This window comes from Trinickia sp. HAY1-2D (genome assembly GCF_056754935.1).
The window spans coordinates 3,981,851-4,007,634 of record NZ_JBPGWX010000002.1 but is presented as its reverse complement, the minus strand read 5'-3'; the positions used below and the strand labels follow the sequence as shown (position 1 = coordinate 4,007,634).

Genomic DNA, 25,784 nt, shown 5'->3' with positions numbered 1-25,784 from the left:
AGCCGCTCTCTACTTCCCCGCGACGACCACCGGTATCCCCCGCAGCGCTCGAACGCCGCGCGCTTCGTCGAGCGCGCGCTGCACGTCCGGGCTCGTTGCCGTCTCGATCGCCAGCCGAGCCGCGATCTCGCGCTCGCTGCGTTTCATTGCCGCGAGATTCGCGAGCTTGACGTGGCCATACCCGCGCACGCGCGCGTAAAGGCCGGCAAGCGTCGCAACGTCGGCAGCCGTCGCGGTGCCGACGATCGCGAATGCGCGTTTCATGGTTTGCTCGTAGTCGTAAGCAAGTGCGCGCTCCATGCGCCGTTCGAGCGTCCTGCCGAACGGATCGAACGCGGTGCCGCGCAGCCCGCGGCAACGAGCCAACGCTCCGAACACGGGCCACAGCCATTGTCCGAATGCGATCTTGCGCGGCACACCGCCCGCCTTGGCCTTCGAAAGTGCGGGCGGCGCAAGGTTGAAGCGAATCTTGAAGTCCTTGCCTGCGCTGCCTTCGAATTGCGCCTCGAGCGCGCCGCGAAATTCGGCATCGCGATAAAGCCGCGCGACTTCGTATTCGTCCTTGACTGCGAGCAGGCGATAAAACGCCGTGGCTACCGCCTGCGCGATGCCTGCGCCCGGGGCGCGGGCGTCGGCTTCGCGCGCGAGCCCCACGAGGGCGCGGTAGCGTTCGACATAGCGGGCACCGCCGTAGGCCGCGAGCCGCGCTTCGCGATCGGCAACGAGGGCATCGAGTCCGGCGGCAGAGTCGGCAGCCCCATCGGCGGCCTCATCGGTCGAGAAACCGTGCGAGCGAGCACCGCGTGGCGCGTGCCGCTCGTCCCATAACGCGCCGAGTCCGGCCGGGTCGCCAGCCGCGAGGCGGCCAATCGAAAACGCGAGCCGGTTCATCGGCACCGCAACGTTGTTGAGTTCGATCGCGCGCATGAGTGCCGCGAGCGAGACCGGTACGAGACCGAGTTGCCAGGCAAAGCCGAGCATCAGGATATTCGCGCCGATGGTGTCGCCCAGAAACCTGGCCGCGACGCTTTGTGCATCGCACGTGGACATGAATTCGCTGCCCGCGGCGTGTCGCATCTTGGCCAGCAGTGCCTCGCTCTCGAGACTCGCATCGGGGTTGCGCACGAACGCGGCATTCGGAATGGCATGCGTGTTGACGACGATCCGGGTGCGCGAGTGCCGCACCGTTTGCAGCGCATCCGGGCTCGCGCCCACGACCATGTCGCAGGCCAGCAGTACGTCGGCTTGCTGCGTATCGATGCGCACCTGATTGAGGAACGCATCGCGCGCGGCAAAGCGCACATACGAGAGCACGGCGCCGCCTTTTTGCGCGAAGCCCATGAAATCGAGCACGGATGCGCTCTTGCCCTCGAGATGCGCGGCCATGCTGATGAGGGCGCCCACTGTCACGACGCCGGTCCCGCCCACGCCCGTGACGAGAATATCGTAAGGCGCGTCGCCGAGCGCCGCGCCCGGCTGCGGCAGCGCATCGACGCGCCGGGCCAGCGAAGCTTCGTCGAACGCGATGCCCGCGGCCTTTTTGAGTGTGCCGCCGAGCACGGTGACGAAGCTCGGGCAAAAGCCGTTGACGCACGAGAAGTCCTTGTTGCAAGACGACTGGTCGATGCGGCGCTTGCGGCCGAGCGGCGTCTCGACGGGTTCGACGGACAGGCAGTTCGACTGCGCGCCGCAGTCGCCGCAGCCTTCGCAGACGGCCTCGTTGATGAACAGGCGCCGGTCGGGATCGGGATACTCGCCCTTCTTGCGCCGCCGCCGCTTCTCGGCCGCACAGGTCTGATCGTAGATGAGCACGGTCACGCCTTCGATCTCGCGCAACATCCGCTGCACGGCATCGAGCTCGCTGCGATCGTGAAACGTCGTCCCCTTGGGAAAGAGCGCATGGTGCCCGTCGTACTTGTGCGGCTCGTCCGAGACGACGACGAAACGCGACACGCCTTCCGCTTCGACCTGCCGCGCAATTTGCGGTACCGAGATACTGCCGTCCACGGGCTGACCGCCCGTCATCGCGACGGCATCGTTGTAGAGAATCTTGTAGGTGATGTTCGTATTCGCGGCAACCGCCTGCCGGATGGCGAGGATGCCGGAGTGGAAATAGGTGCCGTCGCCGAGATTTTGGAAGACGTGGCGCGTCTTCGTGAACATCGAGTGCGAGGCCCAGTCCACCCCTTCGCCTCCCATTTGAATGAGCCCCGTCGTATCGCGCTCCATCCAGGAAGCCATGAAGTGGCAGCCGATGCCGGCTCGCGCGACGGAGCCCTCGGGCACGCGCGTCGACGTATTGTGCGGGCAACCCGAGCAAAAGTAGGGCGTGCGCTTCACGGCATCGGCGGCATTCGAGAGAATCTGCGGCGCGACGAGGTCGACCACGCGCTCGCGCCTGTCGAGCGCGGGCTTGACGCGAGCGAGCCATTGAGCGAAGTGCGGCAGCACGCGCGAGGGCCGCAATTCGCCCGTCGCCGGTAGCAGCGGGGCGCCGCTCGCATCGCGTTTGCCGAGCACGAGGGGGCGCGTATCCGCCGCGCGGTTGAAGAGGTGTTCCTTGATCTGCTGTTCGACGACGGGGCCTTTTTCCTCGATGACGAAGACTTCGCCGAGGCCCTGGACAAACGTATCGAGCCGCGTCGTTTCGAGCGGAAACGAGAGACCGACTTGATAGATCCGCACGCCGGCGGCCTCGAGCTCCTCGACGGTGAGGTCGAGCCTTCTCAGGGCCTCCATGAGATCGAGATGCGCTTTGCCGCACGTAACGATGCCGACGGTGGCATGCGGGCTCGGCGCGATCCATCGGTCGATGCTGTTGACGCGCGCGAAGGCTCGTACCGCGTCGAGCTTCGCCGCGAGCCGTGCCTCGATGGCGAGACTCGGCAGATCGGGCCACCGGTTATGCAGGCCATCGGTGGGCGGCGTGAAGTCGACCGGCGCGTTCCACTGCGTCGTGAGTGCATCGAGATCGACGGTCGACCCCGATTCGACGGTCTCCGAAATCGCCTTGAAACCGACCCAGGCGCCCGAGAAGCGCGACAGCGCGAAGCCGTAGAGGCCGAATTCGAGCATGTCCGAAACGTTCGCCGGATTCACGATCGGCATTTGCCACGACATCATCGTGAAGTCGCTTTGATGGGGCATCGACGACGACACACAGCCATGATCGTCACCGGCCACGACCAGCACGCCGCCATGCGGCGAAGAGCCGTATGCATTGCCGTGCTTCAGGGCGTCGCCGGCGCGGTCGACGCCGGGCCCCTTGCCGTACCACATCGCGAAGACGCCGTCGACGGTGCGCGCTTCGTCGGCTTCCACACGCTGCGTGCCGAGCACCGCTGTGCCGCCGAGTTCCTCGTTGATCGCGGGCAGGAAGCGGATGTCGTCCGCGTCGAGCAGCTTTTTCGCTTTCCACATCTGCTGATCGACCATGCCCAGCGGTGAGCCGCGATAGCCGCTCACGAAGCCGGCCGTATCGAGCGAGCGTGCCCGGTCGAGGCGCCGCTGCATCAGCATCAGCCGCACGAGGGCCTGCGTGCCGGTGAGAAAGATGCGGCCCTGCGTGGCGCTCAGGTTATCGGTGAGCCGATATTCGGATAGGGCGGGGGTGCCCTCGAGGGCCAGGCGCGCGGTCATGACGGGTGTCTCCAGTTATTGCGCCGCGCGGTACGTGCGCAGGCGGCAGGCCCGCGACGCGGCGTCGCGCCAGAGGCCAAGCCTCCATTCTTTCGCGGCAATAGTGGAGAGTTTTTGCTTTATCGCGCGCCGGTGGCGCTTATCGTGCGAGTTTCTGCCCGAATGGATCGGAATAGGAGTGAATTCAACTTCTGACTCGTGTCGAGCCCGCGGGCGCGTCGTCTCCGTCTTCGATGGGGACGACCTGGTGAAAATGCGTGTAATCGATATGGCGGATGCCGTGTTCGTCGTCCTGCAGCAGATCGACGAATCGATGGTCCCAGAGAATCTGTTCGTTCGGCCACGTGTAGCGCGCTTGCATCGATTGCGTCGTGGTTTCGTCCGACCCTTCGATGTGAATCAGCAGTGAGGCGCGGGACGCGGCGAGGCTCTCGGCCGTTGCGCCGTAAAGCGGGCTCGACTCGTCGATCACATGCATCAACACCCAGCCGAGCAGGAAGATCGGATGGCGATCGCGCAGCAGCGCGAGATCCGAAATGCGCCAGAGCGAGTAGCCCTCCGGGGTGGTCTCGTAGCGCATGAGGCGCAATTTGGCACCCGCTTCGACTATGACGTTTTGCCTCGCATTGGCGGCGCGGACCATCAGCGTGAGCCGGCCGTCGAGCTGGCGCACGACTGCGTAGCGCGCGAACATGATGCGCGCGCGAGGGCGCGAGAAGCGCACGAAGATCAGGCCCGTCGCCAACGCGATGCTCGACATGCCGGTGAATATTTCGAGCGTCGCGATCAGGTGCGCATAGGTCGTCTGCGGGTGCATATCGCCATAGCCGACCGTCGCGAGCGTCTCCACGCTGAAAAAGAACGCGCCGAGAAACCCGGTTGGAGACTGGTTGGCGATGGGCTCGTGACCGAGCAGATAAAGGCTCGCGAAGACCGTATTCAGGAGTACGAAGAAAGCGGCGAGGGACATGAAAAACATGGGCCAGCTCGCCGTCAATGCGCGGTGATAGATATCGTGCAGATCGTGATCGGGCAGACCGTGCGATACCACCGTGTTTCCGGTTTGCATGCGTAAGACGCGGCCGCGGCGCGCGCGCACGCCTGCGCTCTCCGGGGCGCCTGCCGACGCTTGGCGCGCGCGGCCTGCCGGCGCCTCTTGCGAAGCGGTTGTTCCGTTGCGTGCTGACGTATTGGCTGGCATTCGCGCGGGCCTCGGAGTGGATGCGGCCCGAGCGTAACACGGTGCCGCGCGATTGCCGATCAGGGGAACGCTTTGGGCTTCGGCACGCCGGCGCCATGCTCGATGTCGGTCACGGCGCGCTTGTGCGCGCCGTCGATCGCTTCGTCTTCGGTCGCATAGCCGCTGTCGCCGCCGACCGTCGTCCACTTCTGCACCGGTTTGTCCTGGTGGCGGATTTCGTACTCCGCGTCCCAGCGGGCGCCCTCGAGCTCGATCGCACGGACGTGAATCGAATAGACGCCATAAAGATAGAGTTGTTCGACCATGTTCGGCTCCTGCCGCGCTGGCCAGGCGCGAGTTCGGGAAAAGGGGTCTGCGAACGAAAAAGGGTGTTCGCGAAGCGGTCCATGAAGCATGGCCATAAGCAGGCCTACAAAGCGAGGCGACCTGCCACGCCCTCCAGAGCGACTCGCTAAAACTCGAGCTCGCCGAGGATGCGATGCGCGAGCGCCTTGGCCTCCTCGAGGGCTTCGACAGCACTCGGACTTGGCGCTTCCACCTCGTAAGCCGTCGTCTCGGGAGCCGTAGCGTCGTCGCGGGCCAGTGATACGACGCCTTGGAATTGCCCGTTGTCGAGCGGTCGCACGGCAGCCGTCGCCGTATAGATGCCCTTGGTGTAGGTCACGTCGTCCATGATGCCGCTCCTTTCATTTGGAGTGGATGCTGTTGCATCCTAGCACGCGTCGGACGACCCGTTTCGATGGCCAGCGGGCCTTTCGGGCCGCTACTGCGCGGGCATGAGCGCAACCACCTCGTCGAGCGTCGGCGAATGCGCTCCCGCATGCCCGCACGCCGCCGCGCCGGCGGCCAGCGCGAACGACAGATGCTCGCGCCAGCTGCGCTGCGGCCAGCGCATCGTGCTGAACAGAAAACCGCCGATCGAGGCGTCGCCGGCGCCGACCGTGTCCACGACTTCGACGCGCGGCGGCGCTGCCTCGATCGTTTCGCCCCCGGCGAGGAACGTGGCGGTATGCGGCCCGCGCGTGACGAGAATCGCAGCCTGCGGGTTCATTGCGCGCAGGCTGGCGAGCGCCGACTCTTCATCGGTGCCGAACAGGCACCGCAGATCCTCGTCCGACACTTTGACGAGATCGGCCAGTGCGGCCATCGTTTCGAGCGTGGGACGATAGCCGTGCTCCATCAGGTTGCGATAGTTCGGATCGAAGCTGATTTTCACGCCGCGAGCGCGCAAATCCGCCGCGAGCGCGACAAGCGTGGCCGCGAGCGGCTGGCGTGCGAGGCTGATTCCGCCGAAGTGCGCCCACTGCGCGGCCGCGCTCCAGCCCTCCGGCAGGCGTGCGGGATCGAATGCCAGATCGGCGCTGGCTTCGCCGATGAAAAAGTACGCGGGCGGGTGGGCTTGATGGACGATGGCCAACAGAGGCGGGCGTTGGGTGCGCTGGACGAAGCGCATGTCGAGTCCGGCGTCGAGGCTCGCCTGCCAGAGTTCGTCCGAAAAACAATCGGAGCCGATCGCACCGGCGAACGCGCTCGGCACGCCGAGCCGCGCCACCGCGCGTGCGACGTTCCAGCCCGCCCCGCCCGGATGCGAGAGCCAACGCGAATCCCGTTCGCGTACGAGATCGGTGAGGATATCGCCCGCGCTGACGAAAAGCGGGAGACCGGCAGCGTGGGGTGTGCTCATGAACGTTCGTCCGGTTGAGGGGGCGTCTGTCCGTCATCGAGTGCGTTCAGCACTTCGTAGCAGGCACCCATCGTGTGATAGTCGGTCTTCCCGGCCGGACTCTTCTCGTCGCTGTACTTGCGGTTGTCGCACGTCAGGATGCGGTACCACGCGCCGTGGCGATGATCGACGAAATGCGTCCAGCTGTAGCGCCAGATTTCGTCGTACCAGTCCCAGAAGCGCTCGCTGCCCGTCCGCTGGCCCAAGAGCGCCGCCGCGGCGAGCGTCTCCGCCTGCACCCAGAAGTACTTGTCGTGATCGCAAACGGTGCCGTCGGGCGCGAAGCCGTAGCACAGGCCGCCGTGCTCGTCGTCCCAGGCGTGCGTCAGCGCGGCGTCGAAAAGCTCCACCGCGCGCGGCAGCAGCCACGGCAGCGGGCGGTGCCGCTCGAGGATCAGCAGCAGCTTCGCCCATTCGGTCTGATGCCCCGGTTGGAAGCCCCAGGGACGGAAAATGTTCGAGCTGTCGTCTTCGTTGTAGTGCCAGTCGACGGACCAGTCGGCGTGGAAATGCTCCCAGACGAGGCTATGCGAAAGCTTCGCCTGGCGCTGGGTGATATTCGTGGCAATGCGCTCGGCTCGGTCGAGATAGACGAGATGGCCCGTCGCCTCGTAGGCCGCGAGCAGCGCCTCGGTTGCGTGCATGTTCGCGTTCTGGCCGCGATAAGTCGAGACATGCCAGTCGGGGGTGGCTTCGTCGGCATAGAGGCCGGCGGCCGGGTCCCAGAAACGCCGCTCCATCAGCTCGAACGTTTCCGCGATCTGGCGGCGAGCCTCCTCGATGCCGGCCGCGGCGGCGTGCGACTGCGCGAGCAGCACGAACGCCAGCCCATAGCAGTGCCGCGTGCCGTCGAGCGTGCGCTTCTCGCGATGGCGCCATTCGATTTCCCAGTCGTACCCCGCATGCTCGGCGTCCCAGTGCGCATCGCGCAGGAAAGCCAGTGCATGACGCGCATAGTCGAGGTATTGCGGATCGCCGAAGTGGCGATAGGCCATCGCATAGTTGTAGACGAAGCGGCAACTGCTGACGAGGTGGCGCGTCGTGCGGTCGTAGACGGTGCCGTCGTCCTTGAAGTAGTGATAAAAGCCGCCGGAAGGATCGTGTGCCGAAGGCGCATAGAACGCGAGCGTATCGGCAACATGTCCGAGCAGGAACTCGCGATCGCGAAAATCATCGACGGGCGGGACCGTCGAGTTCGTATGGATGGGGCCGAACAGCATGTTCGCGGGCTTTGTCGTTTTACCAGCGTTGGGTAGCTTCGTCATGGTGTCGTTTCCGTTGGAGCCACGGCGGTTCGCGCCACGTGCGGGTCATGGGAGGCTGCCGCGCCCGCGCTGCTTGCGCGCACGACGAGTTCGACGGGCAGGCGGACGTCGATTTCCCCGGGGGCATCGTCGAGCAGCAGTTCGACTCCGCGCACGCCGAGCGCCTCCTTGTCGGCGGCGATCGTGGTGAGCGGCGGGGCGGCGTGGGCCGACGCGGGAATATCGTCGAACCCGACGATCGCAATATCGTCCGGCACGCGCAAGCCGCGAGCCAGGCACACGCGCATCGCGGCCAGCGCCGCCACGTCGTTGTAGGCGAAAACCGCGTTCGGCCGCTCGGCCCCGGTGTGCGTGTCGAGCAGACGCTGCATCGCCTGGGCCGCCGCCATATCCGGCGCTAGGCTCGCGTCGATCGTCGCTTCGAGCGATGGATCGAAGAGCAGCCCCGCGTCGAAGAAGGCCCGGCGATAGCCGAGCGCGCGCTGGGCAATACTGTAATGGGCGAGCGAGCCGCCGATGAACGCTACGCGCGTGCGGTTCATGGCGAACAGATGTCGCATTGCCAGCGCGGCGCCCGCGCCGTTATCGAGATTGACCGAGCGCAGATTCGGCGCCCACAGGTCGATCAACACGAGCGGCCGGTCCATCGCGACGAGCGCCGCAAGCGTTTCCGGTTCGACGAAGCCGGCTACCGCAATGGCATCCGGTGCGTGCAGGCGCAACTGCTCGCCGATGTCTTCCGTCGGCCCCGCCGTCAGCAGGGAAGGCACGATACCGCGCGCACGACAGGTGTTCTCCACGCCGTGCAAGACATGCGAGAAAAACGGGCTTGCGGCGAAATTGTTGTGCTGCCGGTGCAGCAAGAAGGTCAGGCGCCGGATTTTCGGGCGCAACTGCGCAGCGTCATAGCCAAGGCGCTGTGCCGTCTCGACGACGCGCGCCCGCGTGGCTTCCGACAAACCAGGCTGGTTCTTGAGGGCCCGCGAGACAGTGCCGATCGACACGTTTGCTGCGCGGGCGATATCGCGAATGGTCGTGCTCATTGTGCGGCGCTTTCGATTCCTGCGATCCCGAGTTTCGGCGATTGTATAGTAAAAATCGCGAAAATGCGGGCCTCGGATGCCGTGGAATTCCCTCGAAAGCCAGTCGGGCAAGGCCGACCAGAACATTCTGTAGTTTAGTAAAAACAACTAAACAGGAAGGTTTGGGCACTGCGCTGGTGCGACGCTTGCGGGGCAGCGATATCGCCTGTCCGCTGCGTGTTCGCCTCGCATCGGCATCCATTCGCGCCCGGATGCGCCCGGATGCGCCCGGATGCGTCCTTCGCCGAATTCGGCATCACTCAGCGGCGAGTTCCTGCCGCTGTATCGCCGTTTGAGCTTCGCGTGGCGCGCCCGGTACGCGGCTGGCGTCTTTCGCGACGCCGGCGGTTGGGTCGGTGTCGGACGGATGCGGCGCGATCACCACACGATTGCGTCCGCTGCCTTTCGCATCGAGCAGCGCCGCATCCGCGCGCCGGATCACGCGGTCGATCTGTTCGCCCGGCAGGTGTTGCGCCACGCCAACGCTGATCGTCAGCGCAACCTCGAACTGCCGCATCTCCTCGACGCGTTTGCGCAGCCGTTCGGCGACGCGCGCCGCATCGTCCCGGTCGGTGTTCGGCAACAGCGCGACGAATTCCTCGCCGCCGAAGCGGCCGCAGACGTCGTTCGGCCTCAGACCGTCCTGGATCGCGCGCGAGACCAGGCGCAGCGCCCGATCGCCCGCTTCGTGGCCGAACCGGTCGTTGACCGACTTGAAGTGGTCGGCATCGATATAGAGGACGGAGAACGGCTGATGATGGCGTTCCGCGCGCTGCAGTATGCGCCGGCCCAATTCGAAGACACGACGCCTGCGCGGCAGTTGAGTCAGTTCATCCATGTCGGCGAACGCTCGCAACTGCTGTTCGAGCCGGAAGCTCTTTTTTTGGGAGCGCAGCGCGAAGAGATTCGCGACGAGGCTCGTGCAAATGGCGACGAACATCGAGAGGATCAACCCGAACCGCTCGCCCGCCGAGGGCGCGCCCCACTGCACGAGTACCAGCGGGCCGGCCATGGAGAGCACGGTGGCGGCCGCGAAATCCCAGCCGCGCAACAACACCGGACTGAACGTCAGCGGAATCAGTACGAACGCGGGCAGGAGCAACTGGGCGTGCGGGCCCCATTGAAGGACATGCCAGGCGAGCCCGGCTTCGAGCGCGGCAATGGCGACGAGCGCGGCGATGCTCGCGCGCAACGCGCCGCGCCGGCTCCATGCAACCACGAGCGCGGCGGCAATCGGCATCGCGGGCAGCGCGCCCAGCTCGCTTAGAACGCCGGGCCACCCAGCCGCGGCGTGGCCGCTGTGATGGCGCAGCCAGATGTCGCCGGCAACGAAGGCCACATAACCGAACAGCGCCGTTCCCAACTGCGCGCACAGGAATGACCACAGGCGTTCCGCGGCGTAATCGTCGAACGACGGAGTGTCATCGGAGGTGTCGATCGTCGTGGCGCGCCATCCCCGCCAGCGTCTCTTGCGACGAGGCCAATGAGCCGTGCCCTGACGGTCCTCGTCAGTCTGGTCCTCGCTGCTCATTTATTTTCTCTCTTGAAAGTGCAACTGCGGCGTTTTTGGAAAGCGCCCCCCGCTCGCAGACGCCATTCTAATATCGTCCAATATGCCGCGCGATGATTTTTACGATATTCCGTAACCCGACGGAAAATGCTGCGCCGCATCGTGCGCGGTATGACAGGGGCGCCTGCGCGGTACCCGCCGCGGGATATCCATGTCGGCAAAAGAGTTTGCCGGAATCTGCCGTTTTCGGGCCGTAATAATCGCGGCCGAATTGCAAACAATTGCAAACGTTTGCCGTTTGCATTCGGGAGGGTTATGCCGCACGACGGCATCGGCCTATTCCATTCGATTATCTTTTTTATTTGATATGACGAATTGCGCCGCTATGGCGCTGGCGCGTTCAAGGCGCGTCGGCCGGCCGCTCCGCGGTTTGAGCATGGCGATGGCCCCAGCGTTGAGCCAACGCGGCACACACCATGAGCTGCATCTGATGGAAGAGCATCAGCGGAAGCACGATCGCGCCGACCGCTTGAGCCGAAAAGATGACCTTCGCCATGGGAATACCCGAGGCCAGGCTTTTTTTCGAGCCGCAAAAGATAAGGGTGATGCGATCGGCGCGGTCGAATCGTAAGGCCTTGCCGGTCCACGCCGTAATGACGAGTGCGGCGCCAAGCAGTGCGCCATTGACCAGTAATAGCGCGGCCAGCGTGCCTGCGGACAGGTGATGCCAGAGTCCCTCGATTACCGCCTCGCTGAACGCCATATAGACGACCAGCAGAATCGATCCCTGATCGACGAATCGCAGTACGCGCCGATTGCGATCGAGCCATCGTCCGATCACCGGGCGCAACAGCTGCCCCGCAACGAATGGCACGAGCAGTTGCAGCACGATATCGCCGACGGTATGCCAGGCTGAGCGGGAGGCGCTCGTCTGATGCGTGAGCACGAGGCTGACGAGTGCCGGTGTGACGAAAATGCCGATCAGGCTCGAGGCCGATGCCGCGCAAACGGCAGCCGGCACATTGCCCTTTGCGATCGACGTGAAGGCAATCGACGATTGGACGGTGGAGGGCAACGTGCAGAGGAACAACACGCCCATATAGAGCGTCGGCGTGACGAAGCTCGCCATGAGCGGCTTCAGCGCCAGGCCGAGCAGCGGAAAGAGCACGAAGGTGCTCGCCAGCACGAGCAGATGCAATTGCCAATGTGTGGCGCCCGCGATCACGGCTTCGCGCGAGAGCTTGGCACCGTGCAGAAAGAAGAGCAACGCGACCGCCACATTCGTGACGACGTTCACGGCGACGGCAATTTCGCCGCGGCAGGGCAAGACGCTCGCCAGCGCGACCGTGCCGATGAGCGAGAGGGTGAAGTTATCGGGAATCACGAAGGGCAGGCGGGGCATGACGACCTTTCGAATGGGGCGGCCACGAGACGTACGGCAGGCGACGAACGCATGCTGCGCTCATCGAGGCAGCCCGCCGCGCCACGTTTGAGGAAAAAGACGCCACAGTACCACCACCGGTAACAACGCGTTACAACGGCGTCGCCCACCTAACACTTTTTGCCTCGACACGTTTCCGGGGGGCCCATAAATTACACCAGGACGCGGCCCCCGAAAGCCGATCTTCCGACGATCTTTAGGTAAGGATGGCGTGCGGCACCGCCCGGTGCCGGGCTTGGGGGCGATTGAATCGATCATGGCGGATTGGAGTTTCAACACCCTCTTACGTTGGACGGCAGTTGCGCTTTGCGCGGCCGCGATTCCGCTCGCGCGGGCGCAGCCGCACGCGGACAACATCAGTTTCAGGCCGCATGCGAGCCAGTTCGGGCTCGATCAGGCGCCGCGTCCCGCCGGGCGGTCCGAGCCCGGCTTCTATCAGACTGCCCATACCGAGGAGGGTCAGCGGCGCGGCCCCAAGCGCCCCCTCGCTCGCGGCGCTCGCCGCGGCGGGCGTCTCGTCGGTGCGCCGAGCGCGTCGCCCTCCGGCTTCCCCTATCGGCCCATCAGTCAGGACGCACGCAACGTGCCGCGGGCGCAAGGCAATGCCACGTATTTGCGCGCCGGTTCGATCCGCGATGCGGTGACGCGCTACAACGAAGAGCGCGATACCTCGCGCCCTGTTCCCCGACCCCCCGCGCCCAGCTCGCGACCGCCCGACCCCTCCATCTACCGCAACTAGGCCGGTAGGAGGTATTGGCCGCGTGCGCCCGCGTCGCGTTCACGGGTGATGCAAACACGCCACACTTTTTGCATGCGAGCAGCGCTGCGCGCCGCCGTATCGCACTGGTAAGACAAAACAATTTTGACCTCGCATCGGCCTGCGTCAACATAATCCCCAAGCCCGAAATCGGCGCGCCAAAACGCGCGGTTATGCGAACCGCTATACCCGCAATAAGCAAACGTATTTTTGTCCGGAAAAATGGTCCGCGACGATGACATCGCCCCAACCGGGAGCGAACCGGGCATAGCGGTTCGCGCGGACGTATGCCAATCAACCACAGCATTGACCGGGACAGTGCGCGAGCGCCGAGTCCGTCGATAGGAGAATTCATGAAAAGCACTGTCAGCCGTGCGCTGAAAATCAGTTTGCGACTGGCCGCCGCCGCGAGCGTGGCCGCGGCAGGCTCGGCCGCCTACGCGCAGTCGAGTGTGCAACTCTACGGCCAGGTCGATACCTGGGTTGGCATGCAGCAATTTCCTGGCATCCAGAAGGCATGGACCGTCGGCGGTGGCGGAATGTCCACGTCCTACTGGGGTTTGAAGGGTGCGGAGGATCTCGGCGGCGGTTACAAGGCGGTCTTCACGCTCGAAGATTTCTTCCGGGCTCAAAACGGCAACTACGGCCGCTTCACGGGCGATTCGTTTTTCTCGCGCAATGCTTACGTCGGCATTCAGTCGCCTTACGGGACCGTCACGGCCGGCCGTCTGACGACGCATCTGTTCGTCTCGACGATCCTGTTCAACCCGTTCATCGATTCGTATACGTTCTCGCCGATGGTCTACCACGTGTTCCTCGGCAACACGGCGGTGCCGACCGGCGCGACCTACGCAACCGATATCGGCGTGGTCGGCGACTCGGGATGGAACAATGCGGTGCAGTACTCGACGCCCGATTTCAACGGGTTATCGGGTAGCGTGATGTATGGGCTCGGGAATCAGGCGGGCCAGAACGGCGCGAAAAAGTGGAGCGCGCAATTTCTTTACTTCCATGGGCCGTTTGCCGCGACCGGCGTATTCCAGTACGTCAATTTCAATAACAGCCCCGGCGATCTCGCGGTGCCGCCGGCGTTCGGCAGCGTCGTGCCGTTCAAGAGCCAGAGCGTAGGCCAGCTCGGCGCCAGCTACGATCTGAAGTTCGCCAAGTTCTATGCGCAATACATGTATACGAAGAGCGACCAGCTCGGCGGCGGCAGCTGGCACGTCAATACGGGGCAAGGCGGCGTGACGGTGCCGGCCGGGCCCGGTTCCATCATGGCTTCGTTCGCCTATTCGCGTGATGGCGGCGGCCTCGATCAAACGCGCCGCTCATGGGCGCTCGGCTACGATTACCCGCTCTCGAAGCGAACCGACGTCTACGCGGCCTACCTCTACGACAAGTTGAGCGGATTGTCGACGGGGCAAACCGTGGGCGCCGGCATCCGCGCGAAGTTCTGATGCCCTGCTGCGCTCCCCCGGTGCTCCGTTTCGCATAACGGCGCGGGGAGCGCCGAGCCCCCTCGCGGCAGTTGCCTATACTGCGAAAAGCACCCGTGAGAATGGGGGAGACATGACCGATTTATCGACGCCGCAGCCCGTCGGCGATTTGGCGCCGAAAGCGCCTGCCCGCCTGCGTTTCGTGACTGCGGCCGCGCTTTTCGACGGCCACGACGCCGCGATCAATATCGTGCGCCGCGTCCTGCAGACGGGCGGGGTGGAGGTGATCCACCTGGGCCATAACCGCGGTGTCGACGAAGTGGCGCGCGCCGCACTTGACGAAGACGCCGATGCCATCGCGGTATCGAGCTATCAGGGCGGACATATCGAGTATTTCCGCTATCTGATCGATTGCCTGCGCGCACGCGGAGGCGAGCGTATTCGGGTATTCGGGGGCGGTGGGGGCGTGATCGTCGCCGACGAAATCGAGGCGCTCGAACGCTACGGCGTCGCGCGCATCTATTCGCCGCACGAAGGCCAGCGGCTCGGCTTGCAAGGGATGATCGACGATATGATCGCCCGCTGCCGCGAGCACTCGCCCGCGCCGGCGCAAGAGCACGGCGTGCCGGTAAATCTCGACGATCTCCCATGCGCCGAGGGCGAGCGCGCCTGGAGAACGCTTGCCCGCTTCATTTCGGCGCTGGAAAGCGGCTATGTCGATGCCGCAACGCGTGCCGCGCTCGCCGCGCGCGCCGCCGCGGCACAGGTGCCGGTACTCGGTGTCACGGGCACGGGCGGCGCGGGCAAATCCTCGCTGACCGACGAGCTCGTGCGGCGGTTTCGCCTCGACTACGGCGATGCGTTGCCGATTGCCGTGCTCGCCGTCGACCCGTCGCGCCGCAAATCGGGGGGCGCACTGCTCGGCGACCGCATAAGAATGAATGCGATCGGCGACTGGGGTCACGGGCCGCGTGTCTTCATGCGCTCGCTCGCCACGCGCGAGGCCGCGACTGAAGTCCCGGACGTGCTGCCCGATGCGATCGCCGCATGCAAGGTCGCGGGCTTTCAGTTGATCGTCGTCGAGACGTCGGGAATAGGACAGGGCGATGCGGCCATCGTGCGGCACGCCGCTCGCTCGCTTTACGTGATGACGCCTGAGTTCGGCGCGGCGAGTCAGCTCGAAAAAATCGACATGCTCGATTTCGCCGACTTCGTTGCCATCAACAAGTTCGACCGCAGCGGCGGGGCCGATGCATTGCGCGACGTTGCCAAGCAGGTTCAGCGCAACCGTGAGGCATGGAGCGAGTCGCCCGATGCGATGCCGGTCTTCGGCACCATAGCGGCCCATTTCAACGACGACGGCGTGACCGCGCTCTATCAGCGCATCGCGGCATCGCTGCACGAACTCGGACTGCCGCAGCCCGAGGGCGGCGGGCGGCTGCCGCGCGTGAGTGTTCGCCATTCGAGCGCGCGCGGCGCGATCGTACCGACTGCGCGCGTGCGCTATCTGTCCGACGTCGCGGAGGCCGTCCGCCGCTACCGCGAGCGGGTCGAGGCGCAGGCGACGCTCGCGCGCGAGCGTTGGCAGTTGCTCGAAGCGCGGCGCATGCTCGCTGAGGCGGATGTCTCGGCGCGCGGCGCGCAGCCGCCCGCGTGGGCTCCGCTGGCCGCCGATCTTTCACGGCTCGACGCGCTGATCGAGGCGCGCGAAACGCAGTTGGGCGCGCGCGAGAAAGCGTTGCTCGAAGCATGGCCGCGCACGCAGGCGGCCTACTCGGGCGACGAGCATACCGTGACCGTGCGCGGTCGCGAAATGCGTAATGCACTGACGGTGACGACGCTTTCCGGTACGACGATGCGCAAGGTATCGCTGCCGAAGTTCGTCGATCCCGGGCAGACGTTGCGCTGGCTCTCGCTCGAGAATCTGCCCGGTTATTTTCCGTTCACGGCCGGCGTCTTTCCGTTCAAGCGCGAGAACGAGGATCCGACGCGGATGTTCGCGGGCGAGGGCGATCCGATGCGCACGAACCGCCGCTTCAAGCTCCTTTCGAAGGGCATGCCTGCGGTGCGGCTCTCGACTGCGTTCGATTCCGTGACGCTATACGGCGAGGACCCGGACGAACGGCCCGACATTTTCGGCAAGGTCGGTAATTCCGGCGTATCGGTGGCGACGCTCGACGACATGAAGGCGCTCTACGATGGCTTCGATCTGTGCGCGCCGAACACGTCGGTGTCGATGACGATCAACGGTCCGGCGCCGACGATTCTCGCGATGTTCTTCAATGTCGCGATCGATCAGGCGCTCGAACGCCTTGCCGCGCGCGCGGCCGAGGCAGGCACCGAGCCGAGCGCCGACGAACGTGCCGCTGCGCGCGCCGAGGCGCTGCGCAACGTGCGCGGTACCGTGCAGGCGGACATTCTGAAGGAGGACCAGGGACAAAACACCTGCATCTTTTCGACCGAATTCAGCCTCAAGGTGATGGGCGACATTCAGGCGTACTTCATCGAGCACGAGGTGCGCAACTTCTACTCGGTATCGATCTCCGGCTATCACATCGCCGAGGCAGGCGCGAATCCGATCACGCAGCTCGCTTACACACTGGCAAACGGCTTCACCTACGTGGAGGCTTACTTGGCGCGCGGCATGCCGATCGACGCGTTCGCGCCGAACCTCTCGTTTTTCTTTTCGAACGGCATGGAGCCCGAATATACGGTCCTGGGCCGTGTGGCGAGGCGCATCTGGGCCGTTGCGATGCGCGAGCGGTACGGCGCCGGCGAGCGAAGCCAGAAACTGAAGTACCACGTGCAGACTTCGGGACGAAGCCTGCACGCACAGGAGATCGACTTCAACGATATCCGTACGACGTTGCAGGCGCTGATCGCGGTCTACGACAACTGCAATTCGCTGCACACCAACGCGTACGACGAAGCCATCACCACGCCGACCGACGAGTCGGTGCGGCGCGCGCTTGCGATCCAGCTCATCATCAATCGCGAGTGGGGACTGGCGAAGAGTCAGAACCCGAATCAGGGCAGCTTCATCATCGAGGAACTGACCGATCTCGTCGAAGCCGCGGTGCTGGCCGAATTCGATCGGCTGACCGAGCGCGGCGGCGTGCTCGGAGCGATGGAGACGGGCTACCAGCGTGGCCGGATTCAGGACGAATCGATGCAGTACGAACATCGCAAGCACGACGGCTCTTATCCGATCGTGGGCGTCAATACGTTTATCGGTGCGCACGGGCATGAGGCGCCGCCGCCGCTCGAACTTGCGCGCTCGACGCAATCGGAAAAGGAAAGCCAGCTCGCGCGCCTGGCTGCGTTCCAGGCGCGTCATCGCGACGAGGCCCCGGCCATGCTCGCGCGCTTGCAGCAGGCCGTAATCGACGACGAGAACGTGTTCGCCGTGCTGATGGATGCGGTGCGCGTATGCTCGCTAGGGCAGATTACGCATGCGCTTTTCGAGGTGGGCGGGCAGTATCGGCGGACGATGTGAGCGCGACGGGCAAGAAGCTCACGCACGCCCCGCGAGGCGTGAGCGCGCTTCGTCGTATTCGCGCGCCAGCCGCGCCACGAGTTCAGCCACGGTCGGGATATCGTCCATTAGACCGACGCCTTGCCCCGCGCCCCAGATGTCCTTCCACGCCTTCGCCTTATCGCCCGCGAAGTTCATCTTCGTCTTGTCCGACGCGGGCAGTGCATCTGGGTCCAGCCCGGCGTTCACGATGCTTTCGCGGATGTAGTTGCCATGCACGCCGGTGAACAGGTTCGTATAAATGATGTCGGCCGCCGTGGCATTGACGATCGCATGCTTGTAGCTATCCAACGCATGCGCTTCCCGTGTCGCGATGAAGCGCGTGCCGATATAGGCGAGATCCGCACCCATCGCCTGCGCGGCGAGGATCGAGCCGCCATTCGCGATCGCGCCCGATAGCACGATCGGCCCATCGAACATCCGCCGCACTTCGCCCACCAGCGCGAACGGCGACAGCGTGCCCGCATGGCCGCCCGCGCCCGCCGCGACGAGGATGAGCCCGTCGACGCCCGCTTCCAGCGCCTTTTGCGCATGACGCAGATTGATGACGTCGTGCAGCACGATTCCACCGTAGCTGTGCACGGCGTCAATCATTTCCTTCACCGGCGCGCGCAGACTCGTAATGAAAACCGGCACCTTGTGCTCGACGCACACACGGACATCCTGTTCGAGCCGCGCGTTCGACTGGTGAACGATCTGATTGACGGCAATCGGTCCGACGATTGCGTCGGGATGGGCCGCCTTATGCGCGGCAAGCCCTTCGCCGATTTGCGTGAGCCACTCGTCGAGCAACTCGGCCGGCCGCGCATTGAGCGCCGGAAACGATCCGACGATGCCCGCCTTGCATTGCGCAAGTACCAATTCGGGGTAGCTGACGATGAACATCGGCGATGCGATGACGGGCAGCGCCAGATTCTTGAGGACGGCGGGCAAGGCCATGTGCAGCCTCCTTCGGCAACGATCGGTAAGAGAACGATCGTTCGATTATACGAGCGCCGGTTCGCGATACGGCGCAGAGGTTTGGAGGGAGTGTTCAGGTTCTAGGATTGGTGTGCCGTAGAACGAACCGGGCGCGGCCACATCCGTAGAATGTGAAGCTACGCCAACAATGAGAAGAGGCAGGAGCGAACCGATGACATTCGCCGACTTTACCCCGTTTCGCGTCGCGACCGACGGAGCCGAGATCCATGGTCTCAAGGGCGGCTCGGGCGCACCGCTGTTACTGATGCACGGGCATCCGCAGACGCATATGATCTGGCATCGGTGCGTGGAACGGCTCGCCGAGCATTTCACCGTGATCGCGACCGATTTGCGCGGTTACGGCGCATCGGATAAGCCGGCGAGCGACGAAACGCATCTGCCTTATTCGAAGCGGACGATGGCGGCCGATCAGGTGGCCGTCATGCGGCACTTCGGTTTCGAGCGTTTCCTCGTATGCGCCCATGATCGCGGGGCGCGCGTCGCGCATCGCATGGCGCTCGATCATCCCGATGCCGTGGAGCGGCTCATGCTGCTCGACATCGCGCCCACGCTCGCGATGTACGAGGGCACGACGCGGGCTTTCGCGACCGCGTATTTTCACTGGTTCTTTCTGATTCAGCCGGAGCCGCTGCCCGAAACGCTGATCGGCGCGGATCCGAAGGTCTATATCGAGCGTGTCATGGGGTCTCGCCATGCGGGGCTCGCGCCGTTCGCGCCGCAGGCATTGAGCGCCTATATCGACGCACTGCGTCAACCGGGTGCCGTCCATGCGATGTGCGAGGACTACCGTGCCTCGGCGACGATCGATCTCGAACACGACCGTGCCGACATCGAGCGCGGTCATCGTATCGCGTGTCCGCTGCGCGTGCTGTGGGGCGCCGACGGCACCGTCGCGAAATGCTTCGACCCGCTGGCCGAGTGGCGGCGCGTTGCGCGCGACGTGAGCGGGCGCGCGCTCGAATGCGGCCACTACGTGCCGGAGGAGGCGCCCGATGCGCTGGTCGCCGAGATGCTCGGGTTTTTCGAGGCGCTCGAGCCGGAAGCCAGCCCCCGTATGCATTGAACCCGGCGCAAAAGAATCAACGCGGGCGGGCGAAGGCTCCGCGCCGATCTCATTCGACGGCTTCCTTGCGCTTTTCCCTCACCGTGGCCGTTTGGCGACGCGCGATGCCGGCTCCGGAGCTTTGTCGAGCGGTGGAAGCCGGCGGGCAATCGGCGTCGACTTGACGATGGCCGAGTTCGTTTCCGCGCGATCCGCGACTTTCGACAGAATGCCGTCCAGGTCTTCGATCGAACGCAGATAGAGCCGGCAGACGAAGCAGTCTTCGCCGGTGACCTTGTCGCATTCCACGAACTCCGGGATGCGCCGGATCGCTTCCTCCACGAGATGAAGCTGCCCGGGCAGCGGCCGCACGCGCACGATGGCCTGCATCGTGTAACCGAGCGCGCGCGGGTCGATTTCGATCGTGAAACAACCGATGACCCCTTGCGTTTCGAGTCGTCTCAGCCGCTCGGCCGTGCTCGGTGCCGACAGGCCGACCTCACGGGCCAGATCGGCGATGGCCGCACGCCCGTCTTCGGCGAGTAGCCGCAGCAAGGTGCGATCGATCGCGTCGAGCGCACCGCCAGCCGTCTCCGGCGGGTCTGAAAGGCGTTTGCCCATTTTTTCCTTCGTTTCGAAGTCCGATACGCTAAACGGCCTTAGTTTAGCTCTGTGTTCGAGCGTGTGTCATCGCTAGACTGGAGTGCGTCGAACCTGCACCGAAACCGATGCCGAAGGGAGCCAAGCAATGACGAATCAAAACCAGGGAATCCGGCGCGGCGCGCTTGAAATGAGTGCGGCGATGCTGATGTCGGGCACGATCGGCTGGCTAGTCGTGACATCCGGGCAATCGCCGCTGAATATCGTATTCGTGCGCTGCGTTCTCGGCGCGGCCACGCTCGCGATCGTCTGCGCGCGGCTCGGATTGATCCGGCGAGACGCGCTGTCGTGGCGCGTCGTCGGCTGGGCCTCGGTCGGCGGCGCGGCTATCGTGGCGAACTGGGTCCTGCTCTTCGCCGCCTATTCGCGGGCTTCGATCTCGATGGCGACCGCTGCCTACAACACGCAGCCGTTCATGCTCGTGGCGCTGGGAGCGATCGTTTTCCGCGAACGCATCACGGTGTCCACGGTACTTTGGCTCGTCGTCGCGTTCGTCGGGCTCGTCTTCGTCGTAAAGGTGGAACCGAGTGTGCTGGCTCTGCCCGGCGAATACCTCGAAGGCATCGGTCTCGCACTCGGCGCCGCGCTGTGCTACGCGGTTTCGTCGATCATCACGAAGCGGCTGGCCGGCACGCCACCGCATTTGATCGCGTTGATTCAGGTCGCACTCGGTGCGTTGATGCTGATGCCGTTCGTCGATTTTCATGCGCTGCCTCGGACGGCCGGGCCTTGGGCGAATCTCGCGACGCTGGGCATCGTCAACACTGGGTTGATGTACGTCCTGCTCTACGGGGCGATCCAGAAGTTGCCGACAGCCATGACGGGGGCGCTGTCTTTCATTTACCCGGTTGTTGCGATCATCGTCGATCGAATTGCGTTTGGGCAGACGCTGCAATGGATCCAATGGATCGGCGCGGCGATGATTCTGATGGCGGCGGCCGGCGTCAACTTGGGGCCGGCTTTGGGGAAATCGAAGCTGGCTCAGGCGATGAAGCAGGGCAAGCTGCGGCGCCGTTTGGCCAGGGGAATCGAGTAATTCGCGACTGGCCGGCTTGCCCGGAGACGCGCCGCCGCCAGCGCGGCTACTTTGCCTCGAACTGCGCCAGGCTGTGCAGGGATTTCACCGATGCGGCGACGCAGCGCGCGTCGGTATCATCCATATGACGCTGATCACGTCGAAAAAATTGTGCCGTTCGTCCGTTATGGCGAGCGGCTTTTCTTTTTGCGGCCAGCGGTTCGCGCTCGAGCGCGAACCAGGGCTGGGCCAGCGGCGCCGCACGGCCTCACGCCCGCAGCGCCACATCGGCCACCGGTGCGCCCGTCAGCGCGATCAATTCCTCGGGCGAGAGATTGAACACGGCATGCGGATGGCCGGCAGCCGCCCACAAGCTATCGAGCTGCAGCAAGTCCTCGTCGATCAGCGTCACGGGTGCCGTGACATGGCCGATCGGACAGACGCCGCCGATCGCGTAACCGGTCTTTTCCCGTACGAATTTCGCATCGGCGCGTGCGACGGGGCCCACGCGCTGTGCCACTTTCTCTTCATCGACGCGATTCGCGCCGCTTGCGATGACGAGCACCGGCGCATCGTCGTCGCGACGCCTGAAGAGGATCGATTTCGCGATCTGGGCGACAGAGCAGCCCAGCCCCGAAGCGGCCTCGGCCGACGTCTTGCCGGTTTGCGGCAGCATCACCACGGGTTTTTCATGGCCGCATTCGCGCAGCAACAGTGCCACGCGCCGGGCCGATTCGGGCAGCGCATCCAAAGGCTCCGAGGCATCGGGAGTCTCCGGCATATTGCTCGGCAAATAGTGTTCGTCGCTCATGGTAAAACGCTGGTTATCTGGATGAATGAGCCGGCGCGCGGGCGCCTATTTCGATTCCTGTTGGCTTTCCTTTTTCGCGAGCAGCGCGCGGCCTGCACGCGACACATTGGCTCTGCCGATCGAACTCGAGATGAACTCACCGGCGGCCACCACGCGATCGAGATCGATCCCGGTTTCGATGCCGAGACCGTTCATCAGGTAAAGCACGTCTTCCGTTGCAACATTGCCGGTCGCGCCCTTGGCGTACGGGCATCCACCCAGACCGGCCACCGACGCGTGGAAGATCTCGATGCCTTCGAGCAGCGCCGCGTAAATGTTGGCGAGCGCCTGCCCATAGGTATCGTGGAAGTGGCCCGAGAGCTTCTCGCGCGCAAAAACCTTCGTCACGGCCGACAACACTTCGCGGGTCAGCTTCGGCGTACCCACGCCTATCGTATCGGCGATGTCGATTTCGTCGCAGCCGAGATCGGCCATGCGCTGTACGACGTCCACCACGGCCGACACGGGCACTTCGCCCTGATAGGGACAGCCGAGCGCGCACGAGATGCTGCCGCGCAGCCGCAGCCCGTTATTTTGTGCGGCACGTGCGACGGGCTCGAAGCGCGAGATGCTTTCCGCGATGCTGCAGTTGATATTGCGCTGCGAGAACGCCTCGCTCGCCGCGCCGAAGATGACGACCTCGTCCGCCCGTGCGGCAAGCGCACCCTCGAAACCCCGCAAATTCGGCGTCAGCGCCGAATAGAGGGTACCGGTGCGGCGCGCAATGCCTGCCATCACCTCGGCGCCGTCGGCCATTTGCGGCACCCACTTCGGCGAAACGAACGAGGCCGACTCGATGTTCGCAAACCCCGCCTCCGACAACCGGTCGATGAGATCGATCTTCACCGCGGTCGGCACGAACGCTTTCTCGTTTTGCAGCCCGTCACGCGGGCCGACTTCGACAATCTTCACTGCGCGCGGCAATGACATGGGATGTCTCCGGATTCAATTCGTTCAGGAATGCTCACAATCGACAGGATACGCAACGTTAATAACCGCGCGCTACATCGACGATACCGCTCACGGCTTCGCCGCGGGAAAGCGCGGCGATCTTGGCGGCAATCTGCTGCGCGGCGGGCTCCCGAAGCGTTTGCGCGGAAGTATGCGGCGTAATCGTCACGCGCGGTTCGCGCCAGAAGCGGTGGCCCGCGGGCAACGGCTCTTCTCTGAAGACGTCGAGCGTTGCGGCTGCGATCCGACCCTCGTGCAAGGCGTCGAGCAGGTCTTCCTCGACGACATGTGCGCCACGCGCGAGATTCACGAGGTAAGCGCCACGCGCGAGACGCCCGAACGTGCGCCGGTTCAGAACGCCTTCGGTTTCGGGCGTGCTCGGCAGGAGATTGACGACCACCCGCGCGCCCTCGAGACATGCGTCGAGCGCGGCGGCGCCCGGCGCAGCGTCGCCCGGCGCCGCGTCGCTCGCGAACGTTTCGATTCCATCGAGCGTCTTCAGGCTGCGGCTATAGCCGCGCACCGGCAGGCCGAACGACGCCAACGTGCGCGCGACTTGCGTGCCGAGCACGCCCAATCCGAGCACGGCTACGACGAACGTCTCGCGCGGATGCGGATCGAGCACTTGCCAGTGAGGCTCGCCGCTGCGCTGCATGAGTTCGTATTCGTCGAAGCGGCGCAGGTAGCGTAAAACGGCGTACGCCGCGTATTCGTTCATCTGCGCGGCCATGCCCGTGTCTTCGAGGCGAATCAGCAGCACGTCCGGAGAAAGCGTGCCCGGCGCTTCCCGCTCGAAACGCAGGATCGCATCGACACCGGCGCCGAGGTTGAAGACCGCCTTGAGCCCCTCGCGCGCGGTGAACAGCTCGCGCGGTGGGCGCCAGACGATCGCGTAGTCGGCGTAGGCCGTATCGCCGGGGCGCCAGACGCGAATGTCGGCGTCGGGCAGGACGCGCGCGAGCGACGCGCGCCATGCATCGGCGTCGCCCGTTTCGGGCGCGAAAAAGAGGACTTTCATGCGGACTCGGCGGATGGCTTGGCGTGCGTGTTGCACCCCGAATGGCTCGAAGCCCAGTATTTTACGTGCTTGCGTCGCACGACGCGCATCGCGCGCGGCGAAGGCTCTACCGGTGAATGCGTCCCAATCCTTCGCCTGCCGCTATTGCACACGGTGTGCGGCCGATAAGATGCGCCCGCTTTCCAACTCAATGGAGTCATAGCGTGCATATCGAATCGATGTATTTGATGTCGGACAACGGGCGGTTCGCCTGTGTCGACCCGGCCTTTGGCGATTTGACGATCAGAAACGAACGCGCGGGCGATTCGTGCCGTTTCCAGGCCGCGTTCGATCCTGTCGATCGGCTCGTCCGCTTCTACAACCCTGCCACGGACCGCGGTTGGGCCTTCGGGGCCGATCCCGCGACCCCACACGTCGATCACCTCGTGATAGCCAAGAAAGAAGGCCTGACGGACTTCACCTATCGATTCGTCGATGAAGCGCAAACGCTCATGACACTGCAAGACGACGAAGGGCGATATATCTCGCGTGTCGACATCGGCCGCCCGATGCATTACCTCGCGGCCGAGGCAACCGAGTTCGGCCCGTCGAGCCAGTTCAGGGTGGTCCGCCTGGAGGACAAGGTATGAGGAGTTAGCGACCGCCCTTATCGGCGCCCGGCATGGCGCCTGCGCCCTGGGCGCGCATCCCCAATCGCTCCAGCAGCTTACGATCGCTCTGGGCCTGCGGATTGCCCGTCGTCAACAGCACATCGCCGTAGAAGATCGAATTCGCCCCGGCCAGGAATGCGAGCGCTTGCAGCCCATCGTTCATCTGCTGCCGGCCTGCCGAGAGGCGCACCATCGCACGCGGCATCGTGATGCGCGCCACGGCGATCGTGCGAATGAATTCGAACGGATCGAGCGGTTCGACTGCCTCGAGCGGTGTGCCTTCAACGGCGACGAGGTGATTGATCGGCACCGACTCCGGATAAGGGTCCAGATTCGCGAGCTGCGCAATCAGCCCCGCACGTTCGCGGCGCGATTCGCCCATGCCGATGATGCCGCCACAGCAAACGTTGATGCCCGCATCGCGCACGCGATCGAGCGTCTGAAGCCGGTCCTCGTAGGTGCGTGTCGAAATGATCTGTCCGTAGAACTCGGGCGACGTGTCGAGATTATGGTTGTAGTAGTCGAGGCCGGCTTCTCCGAGTGCCTTGGCCTGATGCGCTTCGAGCATGCCGAGCGTCATGCAGGTCTCGAGTCCCATGGCCTTGACGCCTCGGATCATCTTCTCGATCGGCTCCATATGGCGCTCCTTGGGATTGCGCCACGCCGCCCCCATGCAAAAACGTGTAGCACCGTTCTCTTTCGCAGTCCGGGCCGCGGCGAGGACGGCATCGACATCCATGAGCTTCTCGGCCTTCAGGCCGGTGTCGTAATGGGCAGACTGCGAGCAGTATTTGCAATCCTCTTCGCAGCCCCCGGTCTTGATCGAGAGCAGCGTCGAAAGCTGCACTTCGTTGGCGTCGAAATGCTCGCGATGCACCTGTTGCGCGCGGTAGAGCAGATCGTTGAACGGCAACGCGTAAAGCGCGACCACATCGGCCACGCGCCAGCGCGATGCGGCGGCACTTCCGGGTTCGGTAGCGGATGTCGGGGCCGGAGCGGCAGGGGCGGCAGTCTGTGCTGATGTCATG

The 25,784-nt window shown here is 64.6% G+C and carries 21 protein-coding genes; 6 read left to right on the top strand and 15 right to left on the bottom strand.

Translation table 11 applies throughout. The features are described 5' to 3' along the window. Positions 1 to 9: 9 nt before the first annotated feature. The 9 genes from ACR9ZC_RS25675 to ACR9ZC_RS25635 all read right to left on the bottom strand — a co-directional run bounded on the left by ACR9ZC_RS25675 (position 10) and on the right by ACR9ZC_RS25635 (position 11,822). Positions 10 to 3,639, bottom strand: coding sequence for an indolepyruvate ferredoxin oxidoreductase family protein (locus ACR9ZC_RS25675; RefSeq protein ID WP_481582410.1), 3,630 nt, complete (start codon positions 3,637 to 3,639; stop codon positions 10 to 12). 184 nt (positions 3,640 to 3,823) lie between these two features. After that, positions 3,824 to 4,708 (bottom strand): ion channel, encoded by an 885-nt coding sequence (locus ACR9ZC_RS25670; protein ID WP_481582409.1) that lies wholly within the window; start codon positions 4,706 to 4,708, stop codon positions 3,824 to 3,826. 191 nt (positions 4,709 to 4,899) lie between these two features. Continuing rightward, positions 4,900 to 5,145, bottom strand: coding sequence for a DUF6566 family protein (locus ACR9ZC_RS25665; RefSeq protein ID WP_481582408.1), 246 nt, complete (start codon positions 5,143 to 5,145; stop codon positions 4,900 to 4,902). A gap of 146 nt (positions 5,146 to 5,291) precedes the next feature. Then, positions 5,292 to 5,513 (bottom strand): hypothetical protein, encoded by a 222-nt coding sequence (locus ACR9ZC_RS25660; protein WP_331570123.1) that lies wholly within the window; start codon positions 5,511 to 5,513, stop codon positions 5,292 to 5,294. 90 nt (positions 5,514 to 5,603) lie between these two features. Further along, positions 5,604 to 6,524, bottom strand: a complete 921-nt coding sequence (locus ACR9ZC_RS25655) for a carbohydrate kinase family protein (protein ID WP_481582407.1) — start codon at positions 6,522 to 6,524, stop codon at positions 5,604 to 5,606. Then, positions 6,521 to 7,828: an AGE family epimerase/isomerase gene (locus ACR9ZC_RS25650; protein ID WP_440560052.1), complete on the bottom strand. Its 1,308-nt coding sequence runs from the start codon at positions 7,826 to 7,828 to the stop codon at positions 6,521 to 6,523. Before ACR9ZC_RS25650 ends, ACR9ZC_RS25655 begins: the two co-directional genes overlap by 4 nt. Beyond that, positions 7,825 to 8,871, bottom strand: a complete 1,047-nt coding sequence (locus ACR9ZC_RS25645; RefSeq protein WP_481582406.1) for a LacI family DNA-binding transcriptional regulator — start codon at positions 8,869 to 8,871, stop codon at positions 7,825 to 7,827. Before ACR9ZC_RS25645 ends, ACR9ZC_RS25650 begins: the two co-directional genes overlap by 4 nt. A gap of 295 nt (positions 8,872 to 9,166) precedes the next feature. Beyond that, positions 9,167 to 10,441, bottom strand: a complete 1,275-nt coding sequence (locus ACR9ZC_RS25640) for a GGDEF domain-containing protein (protein WP_481582405.1) — start codon at positions 10,439 to 10,441, stop codon at positions 9,167 to 9,169. 379 nt (positions 10,442 to 10,820) lie between these two features. Further along, the gene (locus ACR9ZC_RS25635; protein WP_331570113.1) at positions 10,821 to 11,822 is read right to left on the bottom strand and encodes a bile acid:sodium symporter family protein; all 1,002 of its coding nucleotides are present in this window, start codon (positions 11,820 to 11,822) and stop codon (positions 10,821 to 10,823) included. 295 nt (positions 11,823 to 12,117) lie between these two features. Between ACR9ZC_RS25635 and ACR9ZC_RS25630 the strand changes: the two genes are divergently transcribed. The 3 genes from ACR9ZC_RS25630 to icmF all read left to right on the top strand — a co-directional run bounded on the left by ACR9ZC_RS25630 (position 12,118) and on the right by icmF (position 17,550). Then, positions 12,118 to 12,600: a hypothetical protein gene (locus ACR9ZC_RS25630; protein ID WP_481582404.1), complete on the top strand. Its 483-nt coding sequence runs from the start codon at positions 12,118 to 12,120 to the stop codon at positions 12,598 to 12,600. A gap of 371 nt (positions 12,601 to 12,971) precedes the next feature. Beyond that, positions 12,972 to 14,075 carry a porin gene (locus ACR9ZC_RS25625; RefSeq protein ID WP_481582403.1) on the top strand — a complete coding sequence of 368 codons (1,104 nt, stop codon included), beginning with the start codon at positions 12,972 to 12,974 and terminating at the stop codon, positions 14,073 to 14,075. Positions 14,076 to 14,187: 112 nt separating this feature from the next. Continuing rightward, on the top strand, positions 14,188 to 17,550 hold the full coding sequence (gene icmF / locus ACR9ZC_RS25620; RefSeq protein WP_481582402.1) for a fused isobutyryl-CoA mutase/GTPase IcmF: 3,363 nt from the start codon (positions 14,188 to 14,190) through the stop codon (positions 17,548 to 17,550). A gap of 18 nt (positions 17,551 to 17,568) precedes the next feature. On the opposite strand, the gene ACR9ZC_RS25615 is transcribed toward icmF, so the two are convergent. Further along, positions 17,569 to 18,528: an NAD(P)H-dependent flavin oxidoreductase gene (locus tag ACR9ZC_RS25615; protein ID WP_481582401.1), complete on the bottom strand. Its 960-nt coding sequence runs from the start codon at positions 18,526 to 18,528 to the stop codon at positions 17,569 to 17,571. Between the two features lie 193 nt (positions 18,529 to 18,721). On the opposite strand from ACR9ZC_RS25615, the gene ACR9ZC_RS25610 reads away from it, so the two are divergent. After that, positions 18,722 to 19,633 (top strand): alpha/beta fold hydrolase, encoded by a 912-nt coding sequence (locus ACR9ZC_RS25610; protein ID WP_481582400.1) that lies wholly within the window; start codon positions 18,722 to 18,724, stop codon positions 19,631 to 19,633. Between the two features lie 78 nt (positions 19,634 to 19,711). Here ACR9ZC_RS25610 and ACR9ZC_RS25605 read toward each other — a convergent pair whose 3' ends face one another. Beyond that, positions 19,712 to 20,233 (bottom strand): Lrp/AsnC family transcriptional regulator, encoded by a 522-nt coding sequence (locus ACR9ZC_RS25605; RefSeq protein ID WP_481582399.1) that lies wholly within the window; start codon positions 20,231 to 20,233, stop codon positions 19,712 to 19,714. Positions 20,234 to 20,360: 127 nt separating this feature from the next. Between ACR9ZC_RS25605 and ACR9ZC_RS25600 the strand changes: the two genes are divergently transcribed. Next, positions 20,361 to 21,308: a DMT family transporter gene (locus tag ACR9ZC_RS25600; RefSeq protein WP_481582398.1), complete on the top strand. Its 948-nt coding sequence runs from the start codon at positions 20,361 to 20,363 to the stop codon at positions 21,306 to 21,308. Positions 21,309 to 21,555: 247 nt separating this feature from the next. Here ACR9ZC_RS25600 and ACR9ZC_RS25595 read toward each other — a convergent pair whose 3' ends face one another. The 3 genes from ACR9ZC_RS25595 to ACR9ZC_RS25585 are packed head-to-tail and all read right to left on the bottom strand — an operon-like array spanning position 21,556 to position 24,106. Further along, positions 21,556 to 22,098, bottom strand: a complete 543-nt coding sequence (locus tag ACR9ZC_RS25595) for a YbaK/EbsC family protein (RefSeq protein WP_414720248.1) — start codon at positions 22,096 to 22,098, stop codon at positions 21,556 to 21,558. Between the two features lie 45 nt (positions 22,099 to 22,143). Beyond that, entirely contained in the window at positions 22,144 to 23,067 is a 924-nt protein-coding gene (locus ACR9ZC_RS25590) for a hydroxymethylglutaryl-CoA lyase (RefSeq protein ID WP_481582397.1), read from the bottom strand. Between the two features lie 58 nt (positions 23,068 to 23,125). Continuing rightward, the gene (locus ACR9ZC_RS25585; protein ID WP_481582396.1) at positions 23,126 to 24,106 is read right to left on the bottom strand and encodes a 2-hydroxyacid dehydrogenase; all 981 of its coding nucleotides are present in this window, start codon (positions 24,104 to 24,106) and stop codon (positions 23,126 to 23,128) included. Positions 24,107 to 24,309: 203 nt separating this feature from the next. On the opposite strand from ACR9ZC_RS25585, the gene ACR9ZC_RS25580 reads away from it, so the two are divergent. Next, a complete protein-coding gene (locus ACR9ZC_RS25580; protein ID WP_481582395.1) occupies positions 24,310 to 24,735 on the top strand; it encodes a hypothetical protein in 426 nt (141 codons plus the stop codon). 4 nt (positions 24,736 to 24,739) lie between these two features. Here the strand turns inward: ACR9ZC_RS25580 and bioB are convergent, their stop codons facing one another. Then, positions 24,740 to 25,783, bottom strand: a complete 1,044-nt coding sequence (gene bioB, locus ACR9ZC_RS25575) for a biotin synthase BioB (protein WP_481582394.1) — start codon at positions 25,781 to 25,783, stop codon at positions 24,740 to 24,742. Position 25,784 lies beyond the last annotated feature (1 nt).